Consider the following 19,758-nt stretch of genomic DNA (forward strand, 5'->3'; position numbering starts at 1 on the left):
GGCCGGCCGACTCGGCCGACTCGGCCGACTCGGCCGACCCGGCGCCCCGCTGAACCGCCTGGCCGGCAACGGCCACGCCCGTGGCCGCGGCCGACCGGAGACGCCGGCCCTTCGCATCCCACTGCATTCCCGACAGCACGTCTTCCGCACAAACGTCCGAGGGAGTTCCTCTTCGCCATGGACAAGAGCAGATTTCCGCACGCCCGCAAGCCTGCCTCGGTGCTCGCCGCCGCGGTCCTGCTGGGCGGCGCGCTGACCGCCGCGGGGCCGGGCGCGGCGACCGCCGCCCCCAGGGCTCCGCAGGCCCCTGCCCCGGCACTGCCCTGCAGCACGCCCTACCAGATCACGTCGACCCTCACCGGCGGCACCACGTGGCGCATGTGCTGGCACTACGACTCCTCCGCCGGTCTCGTCCTGGACAAGGTCAGCTACCAGCCGAAGGGCGAGTCCCGCCCGATCCAGGTGCTCACCAGCGCCAAGCTTGCCCAGGTGCACGTCCCCTACGACGACGGACAGGCCGAGTACGACGACCTCACCGGCTTCGGCTTCGGCTACGGCCTGCAGAACCTCAAGCCCACCGAATGCCCCGGCGGGACCATCAAGAAGGTCAAGGTTCCCGACGCCGGTCAGGTCAACGGCCTCTGCGTGACCACACGCACGCGCGGCCACGCCTATCGCAAGGCCAGCGACGAGGGCACCAAGGTCTGGCACGCCCAGGGCAAGGACATGCTCCTCTACACCGTCAACAAGGTGTCCTGGTACGAGTACATCACCGAGTGGCGGTTCGCCTCCGACGGGACGATATCCGCCAACGTCGGCGCCACCGGCAGCCTCTCGCCGGGCGACTACGACGCGGGCGACGGCCGCGGCTGGCCGATCGGCAAGGGAGCCAAGGACTACTCCACCAGCCACAGCCACAACGTGTTCTGGCGGCTCAACTTCGGTCTGGACGGCAGCTCCAAGGACCGGATCGAGCAGTTCGACTCCAAGGTGACCCCGCCCACGGGGAACGGCAGCCCGAAGACGAAGACCACCCGTACGCCCGTCACCAACGAACTCGCGGGTGACGCGAAGTCCATGCGCTGGTGGCGGGTCGTGAGCGCGACCGGCAAGAACAAGGACGGGCACGCCCGCTCGTACGAGATCGTGCCCGGCGCCACCGCCAAGCATTCCGGCCGCGGCTTCACCAAGCACGACGTCTTCTTCACTCAGAACCGCGCCTGCGAGCAGTTCGCCAGCAACAACACCCTCAACTGCGGGCGGGGTGCCCCCAACAGCGTGGACAAATGGGTCAATGGTGAGTCACTGACCAATCCGGTCACGTGGGTCAACATCGGGTTCCATCACATCGCCCGCGACGAGGACCAGGAACCGATGCCCGTCCACTGGCAGGGTTTCCAGCTCGCACCCAGGGACGTAACCGCTATGAATCCGCTCACTCCGGCAGATCTCGCCAGTCAGAACGGTGCGCCTCCGTCGGGCAGTTGAGCGAGGAGCATAGGGATCCGGCTGCACCGCCTCCCGCTTGCGGAGTACTCTTCCTTGATCGTTGGAGGGGAGCGGGAAGGCGGTGCGCGGGTGAGCTCGGGAGGGCTGGAGCTACCCCCCGGTGACGCAGGTCACGAGGGGGACTCCGTCGATGTCCCGCCCGGCGCGGTGTCGCTCGCCCGGCCGGTCGAGATCGGGGCGGAACTGGACTGGAGCACGGACGCCTGGAGCGAGGTGCGTACGCGTGCCCAACGAGCCGGGCGGGCCTACATCTGGCTGAACCTGGTGGAGCAGCGTCTGCGGGCCGTGGTGGCCGCCGTACTCCGTCCCATCTACGAGCCCGTGCACGGCGAGGACTGGGTCGTCGCCGCCGCGGGTCCCGCCGGACAGGAGTGGGTGCAAAGGGCCGTCGCCGTGCGGGAGGTCTCGCGCCGCAAGGGGTATCTCCTCGACCCGGCCGACGACAATGTGCTCAGCTTCCTCACCCTCCCGCAGCTGCGGGAGCTGATGGTCCAGCACTGGCCCTGCTTCGAGCCCTATTTCGACGACCGGCGCGAGGTGGAGCTGGCACTGGACGAGCTGGAGGTGGCCCGCAATGTGGTCTCACGCAACCGCGCGCTGAACGAAGCCGTGCTGGCCCAGGCCGAACGGGCTTCGGCCCGGCTGCTGGAGATCCTCGGCAGCGGCGCGGGCGTCCCGTCGGCGGACCGGCTGCCGGTCGACGCGGTGGAGGATCTGGTGGGGGACCGGTACGCGGACGTGGTGTCCGTCCACCCCGACCGGGTGCGACTGCAGCGGCAGCTGCCGGCCGAAGACCTCTTCGGGGGCGCGCGGCGCCTCGACGCCATCGGCATAGGACTGAATCTGCTCGTGCAGAACTTCTCGGGGCGCCGGCTGGTACGGCTCGCCGAGTCCGGTGCGCGGGTGCGGCTGCTGTTCCTCAACCCGGCGAGCAGCGCGGTCAAGCGGCGCGAGCGTGAACTCGGGCTCAGGAAGGGCGAACTGAGCCGTGCCGTGGAGATGAACATCCTCCACACCCGGCGGGTCCGTTCGAAGCTGCGTGACCCGGGGGCGTTCGAGATCCATGTCTTCGACGAAACGCCCCGCTTCACGGCCTATCTGGTGGACGGTGACGGTCCCGACGGGCTGGCGGTCGTGCAGTCGTATCTGCGGCGGGCCCGGGGCATGGAGGCGCCGGTTCTGGTGCTGCGGGGCGCCGGCAGGTCGGTGGTGAGGACGGGACAGGACCCCGAGCACGGACTGTTCCAGACCTACCGCGAGGAATTCGAGTCGGTGTGGGCCGACTCCCGGCCGGTGTCCTGAGTGTCAGTGCCGCGTGCGAGGGTTTCGTCCGTACCGCAGACGAGGGGGCAGTGATGGCGTGGCACCGTGAGCCGCTGGTCGGCTTCGGCCTGGAGACGACCGGGACGGATCCGCTGGAGGCACGCATCGTGACGGCGCAGACCGTCGGCGTGCGGGACGGAGGGGCCGTCGGACGGTGCCCCCTGAGCCGGATGGCGGCCCACGCCGGTGAGGGGGTCGTGCGATGAGCTGGATCAGTGGGCCCTTGGTGGCCTTCGACCTGGAGACCACGGGCACCGACGTGGAGACCGATCGCATCGTCACCGCCGCGGTCGTACGACTGGAACCGAACGGGGCCGTTTCAGGGGAACGGACCTGGCTGCTCGATCCCGGCGTGGTGATACCCGAGCAGGCCTCGGCGATCCACGGCATCTCGACGGGCCACGCCCGCGAGCACGGGGTCCGGGCCGGGTCCGCAATCGAGGAGATCGCGCAGGCCGTCGCCGAGGTTCTGCACTCGGGAACGCCTCTGGTGGTGATGAACGCACGCTACGACCTGTCCCTGCTGGACCGTGAGTGCCGCCGGCACGAGGTGAGGTCGGTCAGCGAGCGGCTGGGCGATGCACCGTCGCCCGTCATCGATCCCCTGGTGATCGACAAACACGTCGACAAGTACCGGAAGGGCAAGCGGGCCCTGCACGCGTTGTGTGCTCACTACGGCGTATCGCTCGAGGACGCGCACGATGCGAGGGCCGACGCGGTGGCTGCCGCCCGGGTGGTGCGACGCATGGCGGAGAGGCACCAGCCGGTCGGGACGATGTCCCTGACGGACCTGCATGACCTCCAAGTGCGTGCGGCGGCCGAGCAGTCGGCCTCTCTGCAGGCATATCTGCGGCGGACCGCGAACCCGACGGCCGTCGTCGAGTCGGCCTGGCCCGTCATCCCCAGGAGTCGATAGCCCGGCCGGTCAGGGTTCTCCGCGTGCGAGAGGCCGCAGGTGGGAGAGGGCGATCCGTCGTCGGGTGGGCAGGGCGGTGTGGGCACGGCACCGGCAACGACCTGGCCGACCCGCTGCGGAACCACGGCATCCGCCGGCCGCGTACACCCGCCCGGCGTGGTGGCCACGTTCAGAACGGGTACCAGCGGACCGTGGGGTCGCCGTCCCGCAGTGACGCCACACGGCGCCGGAACTCCGCCAGCGCCCTCGGGCTGGACGGGGCGTGCTGGGCGACCCAGGCGCAGCTGGCGACCTCACGGGCGCCGCGCAGCACCTCGCAGCCCGGCCAGTTGCGGACGTCCCAGCCGTAGGCCGCCGTGAAGGCGTCGTACGCCTCGGCGGCGAGGCCGTAGCGGTCCCGGGACAGGGCGAGGACCACGAGATCGTGCTCGCGCAGGTCCAGGGAGAAGGTCTCCAGGTCGACCAGGACCGGACCGTCCGGCCCGATGTGGACATTGCGGGGGAGCGCGTCACCGTGGATCGGTCCCGGCGGGAGCTGCGGGGCCAGCGCGGCGGCCGCCGGGGCGAAACCGTCCCGCCGTTCCCGCAGATACGCCGCGTCCGCCGGCTCGATCGCATCGCCCGCCAGCCGCAGCCAGCGCTCGACACCGCCCAGGAGGTCCCGTCCCGGCAGCGCGAACGCCGGGGCGGACAGCATGTGCACCTGTCGCAGCACACGCGCCAGGTCCTTCGGCTCGGCGGGCCGGACGGACCGGGGCAGCCGATGCCACAACGTCACGGGATGGCCCTCCACCAGCAAGGGCCTCGGCTCAGCCGCCCGCACCGCCGCTACGCCCGCCTCCTCCAGCCAGCCGGCCACGGCCAGTTCGCGCTCCGCGCGCTCGAGCAGTTCTTCGCTCCGCCCGACCTTCACGACCACATCACCGGACCCGAACACCGCGTTCTCGCCGAGCGCGATGAGGACCGCATCGGTGGGCAGCCCGGCCGCGGCCAGCACCTGGCGCGCGCGTGTCTCGTCCATGGCTCGAATTCTCGCATCCCCGCAGGTGGTGCTTCTGAAGCGGTTGACGAACCCACGGTCCGTCAGCACGATGACGGGGCCGGAGCCGGGCAGGGTTCCGGTCCCTTCGCGCAAGGGGGTGCATCCGTGTCACCGGCGAGCTCGGCGCAGCGGTCCGGCCGGGCTGGGCCGGCAGTGAGGGACCACGGAGCCTGGTTCCTCGTGCTGCCCGCGCTGATACCGATCCTCGTCCTGAGCGTGGGCCCGCTCCTCTACGGCATCGCGCTCTCGCTCACCGACGCCCAGTCCGGGCGCACCCGCGCCACCCGGTGGACCGGCACGCTGAATTTCCAGGACCTGCTCCACGACACTCTCTTCTGGGACTCGTTCCGGATCGGCCTGGTGTGGGCGGTCGGCGTCACCGTTCCCCAGTTCGTACTCGCCCTCGGACTGGCCCTGCTGCTGAACCAGAACCTCCGCTTCCGTTGGCCGGCCCGGGCCCTGGCGATCATCCCCTGGGCGATGCCCGAGGTCGTCGTCGGCATCATGTGGCGCCTCGCCTACCACCCGGACGCCGGGATACTCAACGAGACCATCCGTGACCTCGGCCTCGGCGACGGCCGCGACTGGCTGACCGGACTGACCACCGCCCTCCCCGCCGTGATCGTCGTGGGTGTCTGGTCCGGAATGCCGCAGACGACCGTCGCCCTTCTCGCGGGCCTTCAGCACACTCCGCGGGAGCTCCACGAGGCCGCGGCCCTCGACGGCGCGGGTGCCTGGCGCCGATTCCGTACGGTCACCTGGCCCGCTCTGAGACCCATCGCCCTGGCGATCACGGCACTCAACCTGATCTGGAACGTCAATTCCTTCGCCCTGGTCTACGTCCTGACCGGCGGCGGCCCCGGCGGCCGCACCCGTCTCCCCATGCTCTTCGCGTACGAAGAGGCCTTCCGTTACGGCCAGTTCGGCTATGCCGCGGCCATGGGCTGTGTGATGGTCGCGGTGGTCTCCGTGCTGCTCGCCCTGTACCTCGTGGGCCGTCTGCGGGAAGGTGACAACGGATGAGCCTGCGCACCAGCAGGGCCGCGCGCACGGGCCAGTACGCCGCCCTTGCCGCCTACCTCGTGTTTCTCGGGTTCCCGTTCCTCTGGCTGGTCTCCACCGCCTTCAAGCCGCCGCGCGAACTCGGATCGCTCCATCCCACGTGGGTCCCCGGCGAGCCCACCGTCGCCAACTTCCACCAGGCCTTCGACGAGCAGCCGCTCCTGGGGGCCGCGGCCAACAGCCTGTTCGTCGCGCTGGCTGCTGCGGTGGTCGCGGTACTCCTCGCCACCCCCATGGCCTATGTGACGGCCCGTCACCGCACGCGTCTCGCACGGGCGGCGACCGGCTGGGTCGTGGTCAGCCAGGCGTTTCCGTTCGTTCTCCTGATCATCCCGCTGTTCCTGGTCCTCAGGAACCTCCGGATGGTCAACACCCTCACCGGACTGGTCATGGTGTATGTCGTGTGGTCGCTGCCGTTCGCCCTCTGGATGCTCACGGGGTACGTGCGGGCGGTCCCTGCCGAGCTCGAGGAGGCCGCCGCGGTCGACGGTGCCGGTAGGGTGCGTACGCTCGTCTCGGTCGTCATCCCGCTGCTCGCGCCCGGGATCGCGGCCACCACGATGTTCGCCTTCATCACCGCGTGGAACGAGTTCTTCTTCGCGCTCGTCCTGCTCAGGAGCCCGGAGAAACAGACACTGCCGGTGGTCCTCACCCACTTCATCGGCGCGGAGGGGGCCGCCGACCTCGGACCGCTGGCCGCGGCCGCCGTCCTGGCGACACTCCCGTCCCTGGTGATCTTCGCGGTCGTCCAGCGGCACATCACGAGCGGGATGCTCTCAGGGGCGGTGAAGGGCTGATGCGTGCACCGTCGCGCCGTCCGGTCCGGCCGATGCGCCTGCGGACACCCCTTGCCGTGGCCACCGTGCTGGCCCTGCTGCTCATGGGCTGTTCCCGTGACGACCGCGCCGGTACCGACGGACGGATCACCCTGCGCTTCCAGTCCCTTGCCTGGCAGCAGGAGTCGGTGGCCGTCAACAGGGAGCTGGTGGAGGAGTGGAACGCCACCCACCCGGGTGTCCGGGTCGAGTACGTCCAGGGCAGTTGGGACAGCGTCCACGACCAGTTGCTCACCTCCTTCGAGGGCGGTGAGGCACCCGACATCATCCATGACGCATCCGACGACCTCGCGGATTTCGCCTACGGTGGCCGCCTCGCCGATCTGCGCGAGCTGCTGCCTGCCCGGCTCACCGCCGGAATCCCGGCCCGGAGCTGGGAGACCACCACATTCGGGGACGGCGTCTACGGGGTCCCGTTCCTCCAGGAGCCGCGCGTCCTGATCGCCGACAAGAGGATCCTCGATGCATCGGACGTCCGCGTCCCCACCCCCGGAAGACCCTGGAGCTGGGGGGAGTTCCGGCTGGCGGCCAGGGAACTGACGGCACGGCTGGGCAAGGGCAGGTACGCCGTCGCCTGGCCCCTGCGGGACCCGGTCTCGGCCACGCTCAACCTCGGCCTCTCGGCCGGCGGGCGGATGTTCCGCCGCGGCGACGACGGAAGGGTACGCATCGAATTCACGGCTGCCGACGCAGTGGTGCCGGGCATCGTCCACGATCAGGTCCAGGTGGACCGCAGTGCCTCGCCGACCGCGCTCGGCGGGGGCGGCTCCGACGCCCTCCCCGGCTTCTTCGCCGGCAAGTACGCGATGGTCATGCTCGGGTTCTCGTACCGGCAACAGGTGGCCCAGCAGGCGCCGGAGGGCTTCGAGTGGACGGTGCTGCCCGCTCCGGCGGGACGCGAAGGGCTCGCACAGGGTGTGAGTCCGCAGACCCTGTCGGTCGCCGAGGACAGCCCGTACAAGAAGGAAGCGGTGGCGTTCATCGACTTCCTGTTGCAGCCGCGGAACATGGTGCGGCTGGCGAAGGGCGACTGGATGCTCCCGACGGCCACGCAGGCGCTCGCGGACCCCGCCCTGCGCACCCCGGAACACGGATGGGGGACGGGCGTGGCACTGGCCCGCCATCTGCGACCCGCGCCGGCGCAGTCGGTGCGGGGCTATCCGGAGTGGAAGGACAAGGTCGCTGCACCGGCGTTCCAGGAGTACTACTCGGGCGGCATCGACCGGTCCGAACTCGCCGGCCGCCTCGTCGACGACGGGAACCTGGTGCTGGCCCGCTACCAGCGGCAGTAGAGGGTCCGTCGGGCGGCTCCCGTTCGCTCCGTTTTCCGTTTTCCGGACCGGTCCGTCCCCTCGGGCATTCTCGTGCATCTGGTTGCACGAGACGTCTCGTCTCGTTTAGTCTCGGGACATGACCGAACCCGTGCGTGCCCACATCGCCATGTTCTCCATCGCCGCCCACGGACATGTGAACCCGAGCCTTGACGTCATCAGGGAACTCGTGGCCCGTGGGCACCGGGTCAGTTACGCGATTCCGCCGTCATTCGCCGAGAAGGTCGCCGCAACCGGCGCACGGCCGGTGCCCTACACCTCCACACTGCCGACGGACGACGACCCGGAAGCGTGGGGCACGGAACTGATCGACCACATCGAACCCTTCCTGAACGATGCGATCCAGGCCCTGCCGCAGCTGGCCGAAGCCTTCCGGGGGGACGAGCCCGACCTCGTCCTCCATGACATCACCTCGTACCCCGCACCCGTACTCGCCCATCGGTGGGGTGTGCCGGCCGTCTCGCTCTCGCCGAACCTCGTCGCCTGGGAGGGATACGAGGAGGAGGTCGCCGAGCCGATGACCGCGGGGCTCAGGGCGACCGAGCGCGGCGGGGCGTACTACGCGCGCTTCGGGGCGTGGCTGGCCGGGAACGGGATCGACACCCACCCGGACCCGTTCGTCGGCCGTCCGCGACGGTCGATCGTGCTGATCCCCAGGGTGCTTCAGCCGAACGCCGACCGGGTCGACGAGTCGGTGTACACGTTCGTCGGCTCCTGCCGGAGGGACCCGGCGGAGCAGGGGAGGTGGCAGCGGCCGGCGGAAGCGGAGAAGGTGCTGCTGGTCTCGCTGGGTTCGTCCTTCACCAGGCAGCCGGGCTTCTACCGCGAGTGCGTGAAAGCCTTCGGCGATCTTCCGGGATGGCATGTGGTGCTGCAGATCGGCAAGTTCGTCGCCCCGGACGAACTGGGCGAGCTGCCCGCGAACATCCAGGCGCACAGCTGGGTGCCCCAGCAGGCCGTCCTCGAGGAGGCGGACGTCTTCATCACTCATGCGGGCGCGGGTGGCAGCCAGGAGGGCCTCGCCACGGCCACCCCCATGGTTGCCGTCCCCCAGGCCGTCGACCAGTTCGGCAACGCCGACATGCTGGTCTCGCTCGGTGTGGCCCGCCATGTCCCCATGGAGAAGGCCGACGCGGAGACTCTCCGTGAAGCGGTCCTTGCCCTGTCCGGCGACCCGGAGGTCGCCCAGCGCCTCCAGGCGATCAGGATCTCGATGGCGGCCGAGGGCGGCACGCAGCGGGCGGCCGATCTGATCGAGACGGAACTCGCCGGGAAATAGGGCCGACTTCGGCGATTCGGGCGGGCTCGGGCAGTCCCGGAACCTTCGTTCCAGGGCTGCCCGCCCCGCGTTTACCCACATGCTCCACGGTCACACCGGAATTACACCGTGAACACATTTTCCCAACCGAAGTCCCCCATCTGTAAAGGAATTTCAACCGGGAGTCCGACTTGTGGAGCCCTGGCCGATTTCGTATTACAAACACTTGTTGATCAAGTCACAGCTGTATGAAGGGCTTGATCTGGGCGCGTCAATCGGTCAAGGTTTCGAGGCAGCCCCCGGAGATTTTCCTTCCGGAGGCCAATCCCCCCACAAATTGATGACGAGGAGACCCCTCTTCATGGCAACTCACAAGCGCGCGAGCAGGATGAAGCTCACCGCGGCGATCACCGCCGTGGCTGCCGCTGCCGGAGTGACCGTACTCAACACCTCATTCGCCGGAGCCGCGCCCGCGCCGGCCGAGGGCAAGATCTATGGCGCGAACGCCGAGGGCGCCGTCGCCGGAAGCTACATCGTCATGCTGGACGAGAAGGCGAACAAGCAGGAACTGGCCCAGGAGTACGGCGGAAAGCTGCAGCGCAACTACAGCTCCGCCATCAACGGCTTCTCCGCCAGCGGGCTTTCGGAGACCGAGGCCAAGCGCCTCGCCGCCGACCCGGCCGTGGCCAAGGTCGTCCAGAACAAGAAGTTCACGATCAACGCCACCCAGGAGAACCCGCCGTCCTGGGGCCTGGACCGGGTCGACCAGGCCGACACCGCGGCCGACAACAAGTACACCTACCCCGACGGTGCCGGCGAGGGCGTCACGGCGTACGTCATCGACACCGGAGTCCGCGTCTCCCACAAGGACTTCGAGGGCCGCGCCAGCCACGGCTTCGACGCCATCGACAACGACGAGACCGCCGACGACGGCAACGGCCACGGCACACACGTGGCGGGCACCATCGCCGGAACCGCGCACGGAGTCGCCAAGAAGGCCAAGATCGTGGCGGTCCGCGTCCTCGACGACAACGGCTCCGGTACCACCGAGCAGGTCGTGGCCGGCATCGACTGGGTGACCAAGAACCACCAGGGTCCCTCCGTCGCCAACATGAGCCTCGGCGGCGGCGCCGACCCGGCACTCGACGAGGCCGTCCAGAAGGCCATCGCCGCCGGTGTCACCTTCGGCGTCGCCGCGGGCAACGAGTCGAGCGACGCGGGCCAGGGCTCCCCGTCACGGGTCAAGGAGGCCATCACCGTCGCCTCCTCGACGAAGGAGGACCAGCAGTCCGACTTCTCCAACTTCGGTTCGGTCGTGGACATTTACGCGCCGGGCTCGGACATCACCTCCTCCTGGAACGACAGCGACGAGGGCACGAAGACCATCTCCGGCACGTCGATGGCGACTCCGCACGTCGTCGGTGCGGCCGCGGTCTATCTCGCGGGCCACAAGGACGCCACCCCGGAGCAGGTCGCCAAGGCGCTGACGGACGGTGCCACACCCGACAAGATCAGCAACCCTAGCGAGGGCACGCCCAACAAGCTCCTGAAGGTCGTCGAGTGACCGACTGATCGACGACGTTCACGAGACGGCGGCCGCCGTGCCCTCCCCCACGGGGCACGGCGGCCGCCCTTAGTGTGTGGCCATGGTGAAGACTCATGCGTATGCACTGCTGCTGCGTGGAATCAACGTCGGCGGACACCGCAAGGTCCCCATGGCCGACCTCCGCGCCCTGCTGACGGAACTGGGCCATGGTGACGTCCGCACATATCTCCAGAGCGGCAACGCCGTCTTCACCACCGCAGCGCGCGACGAGGAGCGCATCGCGTCGGAGATCGGCAGGGCAGTCGAGCGGAAATTCGGCTTCGCCGTCGACTGTCTGGTCCGCGGCGGCCCGTATCTGCGAAGGGTCGTCGAGGACTGCCCCTTCCCGGCCGCCGAACTGGAGGGCAGGCAACTCCACGTCACCTATCTCTCGGAGCACATGGAACCGGGGCGGTTCGACTCCGTCGACGCGGACGCCTTCCTCCCGGAGGAGTTCCGGTTGGGGGAAAGCGCCCTCTATCTGTACGTCCCCGGCGGACTCGGCCGCTCCAAGCTCGCGGAGGTGCTGGCAAGGCCCGGCCTGTACCGGGGGATCGTGGCCACGACCCGCAACTGGAACACCGTCGTCAGACTTGCCGAGATGACCGGGGAGGCGCCCGATGCGTGAGCTCTCCGGGTTCGGCCCTGCCGTCACCGCGGCCATCGAGGGAGAGATCCGCCTCCTCGATCCAGCCGTCCGCACCCGGCCGGAGTTGCTCGCCGAACTGCTGCATCCCGAATTCCTCGAGTTCGGCGCGTCCGGCCGCCGCTGGGACCGGGACTCGACCATCGAGGCGCTCGTCCTGGAGGGCGCCCGGGCTGTCAGGCCCATCACCGCTTCGGACATGAAGGGGGCCGAACTCGCTCCAGGTGTCGTGCATCTGACCTTCGTCGGGGAGTCGAACGGCTGTCGGTCCCACCGCAGTTCACTGTGGCGGCTGACCGGGGACGCCTGGCGGCTCTACTTCCACCAGGGCACGCCGTTCAGTGCCGGCGAGAGCTCCGGTGCCAGCTGAAGCCTCCCGGCAGCCGCACCGATGCGCTCCGGTGACCGCCACTGTGCCGGGTGACGTTCGCCCGCCGTGTGCCGAAGCGCACCGACCAGCCGTGCGCACTGATGTTGAGGTGCATCAGTTTCGGGATGATGGTGATCTGCTTGTGGTAATAGATCGACATGTAGGCCTCCTTGTCGCCATGGTGCTCGAAAACCTCGCCGCGACCGTCACCGCAGTGCCACGGTCGTGTCACCACAGGGCAGACATGTCCTCATCCGGCGCCGAGATCCCGGCCGCGCCCGGGTTCTCCCACCAATGGGGGAGCGAAGACGCCCCCTGGCCCGGACCGGCACGGCCGGATCCGCCACGGGTCCGCGGCCCGTCCCGAGGGGGTGCCGCACTGTCGGTGGCACGGCCTATCGTCGGTTCCATGTACGACGACGGTGACGGACCGCCACGGGATTCCGGGGCGCAGGCCGCGCAGGCACGCGCGGCCGAGGTGCGCGTCGCGTTCGAGGGGATGCTGCAGATCCGCAGGCTGACCAACACCGGCGCCCCCGACCCGGAGGCCACACCGGCGGCCTGGGAACGCGGCCGGATGGTGAGGGCCGTCGCACTCGCCCTGGAGGCCTGCGGCATCACCCCGTCCGCGGTCGATGCCGCAGGCCGGCGGATGGTGACGGGCTATCGGGTGGGGACGGCGTCGCAGGACGAGCCGGAAACGGTCCGGGTCGAATGGCTCGGACCGCACGGCAGCGGAGCCGCCGGACAGGAGGAGGCCGCGCTCGCGGAGTGCTCCCGGGTGCTGGAGCGGCTCGGCTGGGACGCACTCCTGTACCGGGGGCGGGGCCATCACCGCTTCCTGGAGGTGCGGCCTCCCCCTGCCGGGCACTGAACCGCCCGGAATTGGCCCGCGCAGGCGGGCACCGATTGGCCCGGGGCAACGGGACACCCGCTGCCTAGGGTCGGGGGATGACGACCGAGCACACCGCCCCCGTGGACTTCTACTTCGACCCTGCCTGCCCCTTCGCCTGGATCACCTCCCGCTGGATCCTGGAGGTGGAGAAGCAGCGCGACATCGAAGTGGCCTTCCGCCCGATGAGCCTGTATCTGCACAACACGGGCAAAGAGCTGCCCGACTGGTACCGCGACCTGGTCGACCGGTCCATCGGCCCGGTCCGGGTCGCGGTCGCCGCGGCCGAGCGGCACGGGGAAGGGGTGCTGCGGGATCTGTACACGGCCCTGGGCACCCGTATCCACCAGCAGAAGGCCGGGGACTTCGACGCCGTGATCGCCGAGGCCCTCGCGGAGACCGGCCTGGCCGCCGCACTCGCCCGGGCGGCGCACGACCCGTCGTACGACGAAGCGGTGCGCCGCAGCCACGACGCGGGCATGGACCCCGCGGCTGGCGGCTACGTCGGCACACCCACCATCCATGTCGACGGAGCCGTCTGGTTCGGTCCCGTTCTCCGCTCCGTCCCGCGGGGTGAGGCGGCGGGCAAGCTCTTCGACAGCTTCCGCGTGCTCGCTGGGCACCCCGACTTCTTCGAGCTCAAGCGCACCCGCACCGGTGAGCTCAACACCGCCTGATCCGCCGTGGGGCCCCGGTCACGGTCCGGGCCGGATGCTCGGGGACGCCTCCGGGGGCGCGGTCGTCCTCGACGGCGCCTCGTGGCCCGCCCTCGGGTTCCGGCCTTTGTCGTGGCCGAAAGTGAGAATCAAACAACTATTCGCATGATGCCTCCGTCTCGCTGTGTGTACCTGTCACACACCAATGCCGGGAGTAGGTCATGGGACGTTCATGGACAGTGGGCGCGGCGCTCGTTCTCGCCAGCGCGGGACTCGTGAGTGCGGCGGGGCCGGCGGGAGCCGTCTCCCACCGGGCGGAGGGGGCCGCGTCGGTCACCGCATGCTCGACGTCATGGGGCAGCGGAACCAAATCGGCAACGGACTCGGACGGGAAGCCGCTGACGAACATCACGACGAGCCGGAGCACGTGCTACGACCGCATGGTCTTCGACATCAGCGGGGCCACGGGCAAGGTCGGCTATCACGTCGGCTATGTCGACGCGTTCCACCAGGACGGCTCCGGCGACCCGATCCCGGTCGGCGGGGGCGCCATTCTCCAGGTGTTCGTCTCCGCACCCAGCTATGACCCGGAGACCATGCGCCAGACCTACCCGGGGAAGGCCAAGAAGCCGCTGCCGGGTGTTGACCTCACCGGGTACAAGACGTTCAAGGACACCAAGTTCGGGGCGAGTTTCGAAGGACAGACCCAGGTCGGTCTGGGTGTCCGGGCCAAGCTTCCGTTCCGGGTGCTCCAGTCCGGCGACAAGCTCATCGTGGACGTGGCCCACACATGGTGACCCGCGCCGGCCGGTGAGTGCCGTCCGTGCCGGGCGCGGCGGTGGTGGTACGGCGGCGCACCGTCCTTCCACCACCGCACGGGATTGACCCGCCCTCTCCCGGGTGCGGCCGCTGCGTGCCGCCCCGGGAGGAGGGGGCGTCGGCGAATCAGCCTCGGTCGCGTCGCCGCCGGACGTACCGGCGGCCACCGTCGCACCTGCCGTCGTCGCAGGACCGGCGGCGGTGAGCACGGCCGCCTTCCGGCGCCGGCTCTGCCGTGCGGGCCCGATGACACGAGGGGCGCCCTCCGCCCGGCGTCATGCCCCGGCGGCCCACGCCGGCATCCGGGCCAGGCGCGGGAGGCGGGTCACGCGGGCGGCCCGGGCCTCGTCGTAGCGCCGCAGCACCAGCTCGGTCAGCTCGGGGGAGGCGCCGAGGACATCCGCGAGGACGTCCGCGCCCGCGCGTCCGGCGCCGTCGGCGATACGGTCCGGAAGGCGGCCCGGGGCGATGACGTACGGCGCCACCGCCACCCGGGGCACTCCCTCCGCGCGCAGCGCACGCACGGCGTCCTCGGTGCGCGGCAGTGCAGCGGAGGCGAACGCAGGCCGCACGGCGCACCAACCGGTGTGCCGCAGCTCCCGCGCAATTTCAGCGATCACTGCGATCGCCTCCGGGTCGGACGAGCCCGCCGAGGCCAGGACGACCCCGGTCGAGCACTTGTCGGCCGGCGTCAGCCCGGCCTCGTACAGTCGCCGCTCCACCGCGTCCAGCAGCAGCGGGGACGGGCCGAGGACCTCGGCCCGGGTGATCCGCAGCCTCGGATGTCCCGCCACGGCCTCGCGGAGGACGGACGGGATGTCGGCCTTGGCGTGGAAGGCCCGGGTCAGCAGCAGCGGGAGGGCCACCACCTCCCGGACCCCGTCGTCGGCCATCCGTTCGAGCACCTGTGGCACGGACGGTGCGTTGAAGTCGAGGAACGCCGTCGACACCTGCAGCCCCGGCCTCCGGGACCGTGCCTGCCGTACCAGGGCGTGCACGGTCGCGGCGTGCCGGGGATCGCGGCTGCCGTGGGCGATGACGAGGAGTGCGGGACCGTGCATCCGAGGACTCAGTTCTTGACGAGCAGACCGCGGCTGCGCAGGACCCATCGCTCCAGGGGGCTGAAGACGAGCAGGTCGATGGCGATACCGACGATCAGGATGAGGATGATCGCGAGGAACACCCCGGGCATGTCGAAGTTGTTGCGGCCGTTCTCCAGCAGCTGGCCCAGTCCGAGGCCCAGTTCGGGCGAGGAGGCGATGATCTCGGCGGCCATCAGCGAGCGCCAGGAGAAGGCCCAGCCCTGCTTCAGGCCCGCGAGATAGCCCGGGAGTGCGGCCGGCATGACGATGTGCCAGGTGCCCTTCAGCCCGGTCGCGCCCAGGGTGTGACCCGCGCGCAGGAAGAGCGGCGGGACCTGGTCGACACCGGACACCAGACCGTTGGCGATCGACGGCACCGCGCCGAGCAGGATCACCGTGAACATCATCGAGTCGTTCAGACCGAGCCAGATCACGGCGGGCGGAACCCATGCCACCGACGGTAGGGACTGCAGGCCCGACAGGATCGGACCGATGGCGGCGCGGACGAACTTCACCCGGGCGACGAGCAGCCCGAGCGGCGTGCCGATGGCGAGCGCCAACAGGAAGCCGAGCAGACCGCGTGACACGCTTGTCCACACCACTTCGAGCAGGGTGCCCTGCAGCCACATCTCGGACACACTGTCCCAGATCGCGGACGGCGGCGGCAGTTTGTAGTCCGCGGTGACCTTCAGCTCGACCAGCAACTGCCAGACGACCAGCACCAGTGCGATTGCCACCACCGGCGGCAGCACCTTCTGCACCAGGACCTGGCGCACCGGCGTGCGGCGGATCTGGACCGCGTCGAGCGCGTCGAGGCCGGCCTCCAGACCCGCGATGTCGTCGCTCCCCGACACCTTCGTGGACGAGCCGGCCGCCTCGTCGGCGGCCTTGGTGGACCTGGCGGCCTTGTCGGTGGTGTCAGTGCTGGCCATGGCGGCGGATCTCCCCACGCAGTTGTTCGGTGATCTCGACGGACAGTTCCGCGACGGCAGCGTCCTCGATGCGACGCGGCTGGGGGATGTCGACCGTCCACTCGCGGGCCACCCGGCCGGGCCGGGACGACAGCAGAACCACGCGCTGCGCGAGCCGGACGGCCTCGCGCACGTTGTGGGTGACAAAGAGGACCGACACGTTCGTCTCGCGCCAGATCCGGGTCAGCTCGTCGTGCAGCACGTCCCGGGTGATGGCGTCGAGTGCCGCGAACGGCTCGTCCATCAGCAGCAGATCGCTGTCCTGCGCCAGCGCCCGTGCCAGCGCCACGCGCTGGCGCATACCGCCGGACAGCTCGTGCACCCGCTTGCGGTACGCGCCGCCGAGCCGGACGAGCCCGAGCAGCCGCTCGGCCTCCTCGCGGCGCCCCGCCTTCGGGACCCCGCGAAGCCGCAGGGCGAGTTCGATGTTCTTGCCCGCGGTCAGCCACGGGAAGAGGGCGTGCTCCTGGAACATCAGGGCCGGCCGGCCGCCTGGTGTCTCTATGGACCCGGCTGTCGGCCGGTCGAGACCGGCCACCAGATTGAGGAGCGTGGACTTCCCGCACCCGGAAGCCCCCAGGAGGGTGACGAACTCGCCCGGAGCGACATCGAGGCTGATGTCGTCCAGGACGAGCTGCGGTCCGGCCGGTCCGGCGAAGGACTTCGAGACGTGCTCGATACGGGCGGCGTGCGACACCGTCGTGGCGCTCTCGGCAGCCTTGGCGAGCGTGGTGGCCATGGTCGTCACCTCCTGGGAAACGTAAGGAATGCGGTCGGGCAGGACTTACTCGGCGCCGAGTCCGGCGTCGCCCACCGCGGGCCGGCCCTCGGCCTTCAGCACCTTGTTCAGGAGCGTCAGGTCGTAGATGCCGTTCAGATCGGGCCGGTCCAGCAGACCGGCCTTGACGGCGTGGTCGGCCTGCGCCTGGAGGGTGGCGGCCAGCGGGTCGTCGGTGATCCGGATGGACTGCCACGCCGGGTCGATGACCTCGGCAGACAGCTCCTTGCCGCTGAGCTTTTTCAGTGCGGCGTTCGCGGAGGCCTTGGCCTTGTCCGGGTTGGCGTCGATCCAGGCATTGGTCTTCACCGTTCCGCGCAGGACCGCTTCGACGACGTCCGGGTGCTCCTCGAGGAACGTCTGCGACACGATGACGTTCGTGATCACGAACTTCTTGTCCGGCCACAGTGCGGTCTCGTCGAGGAGGACCTTGCCGCCCTCGGACACGAGCTTCGACGCGGTCGGCTCCGGCACCCAGGCGCCGTCGATGGAGCCCGACTTGTAGGCGTCCGGGGTGACCTTGTTGTCCGTACGGACCACGGAGACGTCACCCTTGCCGCTCTCGGCGTCGACCTTCCAGCCCTTCTCCGAGATCCAGTTGAGGAACGCCACGTCCTGCGTGTTGCCCAGCTGCGGGGTGGCGATCTTCTTGCCCTTGAGGTCGTCAAGGGTCTTGATCCTGTCCGGGTCGACGACCAGCTTCACTCCACCGGATGCGGAGCCGGAGACGATCCGCAGGGCCTCGCCCTTGGACTTGGCGTAGGCGTTGACGGAGGGAGAGGGGCCTATGAAGCCGATGTCGATCGAGCCGCCGTTGAGGGCCTCGATCTCGGACGGTCCGGCGTTGAAGGTCTGGGTGGCGAGCTTCGTGCCGCCCAGTTCCTCGGCGATCAGACCCTCCTGGACGCCGACCAGAGCGGTGGCGTGCGTCAGGTTGGGGAAGTAGCCGATCCTCACGGTGTCGGCGGAGAGCTTCTTGCCCTCGGCGGCCACCTCGGTCTTCTTGTCGCCGTCGGCGGCCTGGGAGCCGTAGCCGCAGGCGGTGAGCGCCACGGCCAGCAGCGGGAGGGCGGCTGCGAGGACGCTGCGGCGCGGAGTGATACGGGTGGCAGGCACGGGAGGTGTTCCTCTCGGTGGCCCGGTGCTCACGTCCCCCGGTGATTCACGGGTGTGCGGGACGCGGCCGGGAGATCGGCAGGTCTGTGTCGTCGTCTGCGGTGCGTTCGGGGCATCGCGCCGGTCATCGGACACATCGCGCAACACCTCCGGTGCCCGCGCCGAGCACACCGCTGCCCACGCGGCCGCCCTCCTTCGCGAAGGTCGCGTACACGTCGACCGACATCAGAAGTCCCAGCCCTCGTCGTCCTGGACGGGCTCGGTCCTGGCGGTGGCGAACGCCTCGCCCGCCATACCGGCCGCCAGGGTCGTGCCGTCCGCCGGGTCGATCAGCAGGAACGACCCGGTACGGCGGGAGTCCGCGTACGAGTCGAGCGCGAGCGGCTCGGCCGTACGGACGCGGACCCGGCCGATGTCATTGGCCACCAGCTGCCCGGGCGCCGGGTGCTGGGACAGGTCGTCGAGCGTGAGCCGCGAGGGGATGTCCTTCACGATCGCCTTCACCGTGCGGGTGGTGTGCTTCAGCAGCACCCGCTGGCCCACCGTCAGCGGCTGGTCGGCCACATGGCAGACGGTCGCCTCGACGTCCTGTGTGGTGGCGGGCGCGTCACCGCTCGGCACGATGATGTCGCCGCGCGAGATGTCGATGTCGTCCTCCAGCAGGAGCGTCGCCGACTGCGGGGTCCACGCCACGTCCACGGCCTCCCCGAGCAGATCGATCCCGGAGATCTTCGAGGTCCGGCCCGACGGCAGCACGGTCACGCTCTCGCCGACGCGGAACGTTCCGGCGGCGATCTGGCCCGCGTAGCCGCGGTAGTCCGGGTGCTCGGCGGTTTGCGGGCGGATCACGTACTGCACCGGGAAACGCGCGTGGCAGCCCGTCAGATCGTGACTGACCGGCACGGTCTCCAGATGCTCCAGCACGGTCGGGCCGCCGTACCAGTCCATGTTCGCGGACGCGTCCACGACGTTGTCACCGGAGAGCGCGGAGATCGGGATCGCGGTGATCTCGGGGACGCCGAGCTCGCTCGCGTACGCGGTGAACTCCTCGGCGATGGCGGCGAAGACCGACTCCTCGTAGCCGACGAGGTCCATCTTGTTGACGGCGAGGACCACATGCGGGACCCGCAGCAGCGCGGCGATGGCGGCGTGCCGGCGGGTCTGCTCGACGACCCCGTTGCGGGCGTCGACCAGGACCACCGTCAGCTCGGCCGTCGAGGCGCCCGTGACCATGTTCCGGGTGTACTGCACATGCCCGGGGGTGTCGGCGAGGATGAACCGGCGTCGGGGCGTGGCGAAGTAGCGGTAGGCCACGTCGATCGTGATGCCCTGCTCGCGTTCGGCCCGCAGACCGTCGGTGAGCAGCGCCAGGTCGGGGGCCTCCTGGCCGCGGGAGCGGGAGGCGTGCTCGACGGCCTCCAGCTGGTCGGCGAGCACGGACTTGGAGTCGTGCAGCAGCCGGCCCACCAGCGTGGACTTGCCGTCGTCGACGGAGCCCGCGGTCGCGAAGCGCAGCAGAGTGGTGGCCGACAGTTGCCCGGCCAGCTTCTCGGTGGAGCTGGTCAT

The 19,758-nt window shown here is 70.0% G+C and carries 21 protein-coding genes; 14 read left to right on the forward strand and 7 right to left on the reverse strand.

What is annotated here, in order from left to right:
- Positions 1-177 precede the first annotated feature (177 nt).
- The 4 genes from AC068D_RS00740 to AC068D_RS00755 all read left to right on the forward strand — a co-directional run bounded on the left by AC068D_RS00740 (position 178) and on the right by AC068D_RS00755 (position 3,748).
- Positions 178-1,488 carry a copper amine oxidase gene (locus AC068D_RS00740; RefSeq protein ID WP_478820732.1) on the forward strand — a complete coding sequence of 437 codons (1,311 nt, stop codon included), beginning with the start codon at positions 178-180 and terminating at the stop codon, positions 1,486-1,488.
- Between the two features lie 90 nt (positions 1,489-1,578).
- Complete coding sequence (locus AC068D_RS00745) at positions 1,579-2,811, forward strand: SAV2148 family HEPN domain-containing protein (protein ID WP_478820733.1); 1,233 nt, start codon at positions 1,579-1,581, stop codon at positions 2,809-2,811.
- Positions 2,812-2,864: 53 nt separating this feature from the next.
- The gene (locus AC068D_RS00750) at positions 2,865-3,038 is read left to right on the forward strand and encodes a hypothetical protein (protein ID WP_478820734.1); all 174 of its coding nucleotides are present in this window, start codon (positions 2,865-2,867) and stop codon (positions 3,036-3,038) included.
- Complete coding sequence (locus tag AC068D_RS00755) at positions 3,035-3,748, forward strand: exonuclease domain-containing protein (RefSeq protein ID WP_478820735.1); 714 nt, start codon at positions 3,035-3,037, stop codon at positions 3,746-3,748. The genes AC068D_RS00750 and AC068D_RS00755 overlap by 4 nt, the downstream gene beginning before the upstream one ends.
- A gap of 169 nt (positions 3,749-3,917) precedes the next feature.
- Here the strand turns inward: AC068D_RS00755 and AC068D_RS00760 are convergent, their stop codons facing one another.
- Positions 3,918-4,769, reverse strand: coding sequence for a phosphotransferase enzyme family protein (locus AC068D_RS00760; RefSeq protein WP_478820736.1), 852 nt, complete (start codon positions 4,767-4,769; stop codon positions 3,918-3,920).
- Between the two features lie 126 nt (positions 4,770-4,895).
- Here AC068D_RS00760 and AC068D_RS00765 point away from each other — a divergent pair, with 126 nt between their 5' ends.
- The 7 genes from AC068D_RS00765 (at position 4,896) to AC068D_RS00795 (ending at position 11,878) form a co-directional block, all read left to right on the forward strand.
- The gene (locus AC068D_RS00765) at positions 4,896-5,813 is read left to right on the forward strand and encodes a carbohydrate ABC transporter permease (RefSeq protein WP_478820737.1); all 918 of its coding nucleotides are present in this window, start codon (positions 4,896-4,898) and stop codon (positions 5,811-5,813) included.
- A 2-nt stretch (positions 5,814-5,815) separates the two neighbouring features.
- The gene (locus AC068D_RS00770) at positions 5,816-6,649 is read left to right on the forward strand and encodes a carbohydrate ABC transporter permease (protein WP_478821370.1); all 834 of its coding nucleotides are present in this window, start codon (positions 5,816-5,818) and stop codon (positions 6,647-6,649) included.
- 32 nt (positions 6,650-6,681) lie between these two features.
- Complete coding sequence (locus AC068D_RS00775) at positions 6,682-7,980, forward strand: ABC transporter substrate-binding protein (RefSeq protein ID WP_478820738.1); 1,299 nt, start codon at positions 6,682-6,684, stop codon at positions 7,978-7,980.
- 118 nt (positions 7,981-8,098) lie between these two features.
- On the forward strand, positions 8,099-9,298 hold the full coding sequence (mgt, locus tag AC068D_RS00780; RefSeq protein WP_478820739.1) for a macrolide-inactivating glycosyltransferase: 1,200 nt from the start codon (positions 8,099-8,101) through the stop codon (positions 9,296-9,298).
- A gap of 340 nt (positions 9,299-9,638) precedes the next feature.
- Complete coding sequence (locus tag AC068D_RS00785; protein WP_478820740.1) at positions 9,639-10,841, forward strand: S8 family peptidase; 1,203 nt, start codon at positions 9,639-9,641, stop codon at positions 10,839-10,841.
- A gap of 82 nt (positions 10,842-10,923) precedes the next feature.
- Positions 10,924-11,490, forward strand: coding sequence for a DUF1697 domain-containing protein (locus tag AC068D_RS00790; protein WP_478820741.1), 567 nt, complete (start codon positions 10,924-10,926; stop codon positions 11,488-11,490).
- The gene (locus AC068D_RS00795; protein ID WP_478820742.1) at positions 11,483-11,878 is read left to right on the forward strand and encodes a nuclear transport factor 2 family protein; all 396 of its coding nucleotides are present in this window, start codon (positions 11,483-11,485) and stop codon (positions 11,876-11,878) included. The genes AC068D_RS00790 and AC068D_RS00795 overlap by 8 nt, the downstream gene beginning before the upstream one ends.
- Here the strand turns inward: AC068D_RS00795 and AC068D_RS00800 are convergent.
- Entirely contained in the window at positions 11,847-12,038 is a 192-nt protein-coding gene (locus AC068D_RS00800; RefSeq protein ID WP_478820743.1) for a DUF4236 domain-containing protein, read from the reverse strand. The two genes, AC068D_RS00795 and AC068D_RS00800, sit on opposite strands and share 32 nt — an antisense overlap.
- A 249-nt stretch (positions 12,039-12,287) precedes the next feature.
- Between AC068D_RS00800 and AC068D_RS00805 the strand changes: the two genes are divergently transcribed.
- The 3 genes from AC068D_RS00805 (at position 12,288) to AC068D_RS00815 (ending at position 14,223) form a co-directional block, all read left to right on the forward strand.
- Positions 12,288-12,752 (forward strand): hypothetical protein, encoded by a 465-nt coding sequence (locus AC068D_RS00805; RefSeq protein WP_478820744.1) that lies wholly within the window; start codon positions 12,288-12,290, stop codon positions 12,750-12,752.
- A 77-nt stretch (positions 12,753-12,829) separates the two neighbouring features.
- Complete coding sequence (locus AC068D_RS00810) at positions 12,830-13,447, forward strand: mycothiol-dependent nitroreductase Rv2466c family protein (protein WP_478820745.1); 618 nt, start codon at positions 12,830-12,832, stop codon at positions 13,445-13,447.
- A 200-nt stretch (positions 13,448-13,647) separates the two neighbouring features.
- Positions 13,648-14,223 carry an AMIN-like domain-containing (lipo)protein gene (locus AC068D_RS00815; protein WP_478820746.1) on the forward strand — a complete coding sequence of 192 codons (576 nt, stop codon included), beginning with the start codon at positions 13,648-13,650 and terminating at the stop codon, positions 14,221-14,223.
- A gap of 297 nt (positions 14,224-14,520) precedes the next feature.
- On the opposite strand, the gene AC068D_RS00820 is transcribed toward AC068D_RS00815, so the two are convergent.
- The 5 genes from AC068D_RS00820 to AC068D_RS00840 all read right to left on the reverse strand — a co-directional run bounded on the left by AC068D_RS00820 (position 14,521) and on the right by AC068D_RS00840 (position 19,758).
- Positions 14,521-15,306, reverse strand: coding sequence for a sirohydrochlorin chelatase (locus tag AC068D_RS00820; RefSeq protein ID WP_478820747.1), 786 nt, complete (start codon positions 15,304-15,306; stop codon positions 14,521-14,523).
- Between the two features lie 8 nt (positions 15,307-15,314).
- The gene (locus AC068D_RS00825; RefSeq protein ID WP_478820748.1) at positions 15,315-16,259 is read right to left on the reverse strand and encodes an ABC transporter permease; all 945 of its coding nucleotides are present in this window, start codon (positions 16,257-16,259) and stop codon (positions 15,315-15,317) included.
- Positions 16,246-17,037 carry an ABC transporter ATP-binding protein gene (locus AC068D_RS00830; protein ID WP_478820749.1) on the reverse strand — a complete coding sequence of 264 codons (792 nt, stop codon included), beginning with the start codon at positions 17,035-17,037 and terminating at the stop codon, positions 16,246-16,248. The genes AC068D_RS00825 and AC068D_RS00830 overlap by 14 nt, the downstream gene beginning before the upstream one ends.
- A gap of 45 nt (positions 17,038-17,082) precedes the next feature.
- Positions 17,083-18,192 carry an aliphatic sulfonate ABC transporter substrate-binding protein gene (locus AC068D_RS00835; protein WP_478820750.1) on the reverse strand — a complete coding sequence of 370 codons (1,110 nt, stop codon included), beginning with the start codon at positions 18,190-18,192 and terminating at the stop codon, positions 17,083-17,085.
- 225 nt (positions 18,193-18,417) lie between these two features.
- Entirely contained in the window at positions 18,418-19,758 is a 1,341-nt protein-coding gene (locus tag AC068D_RS00840; RefSeq protein ID WP_478820751.1) for a sulfate adenylyltransferase subunit 1, read from the reverse strand.

The organism is Streptomyces sp. NPDC043861 (genome assembly GCF_056435905.1).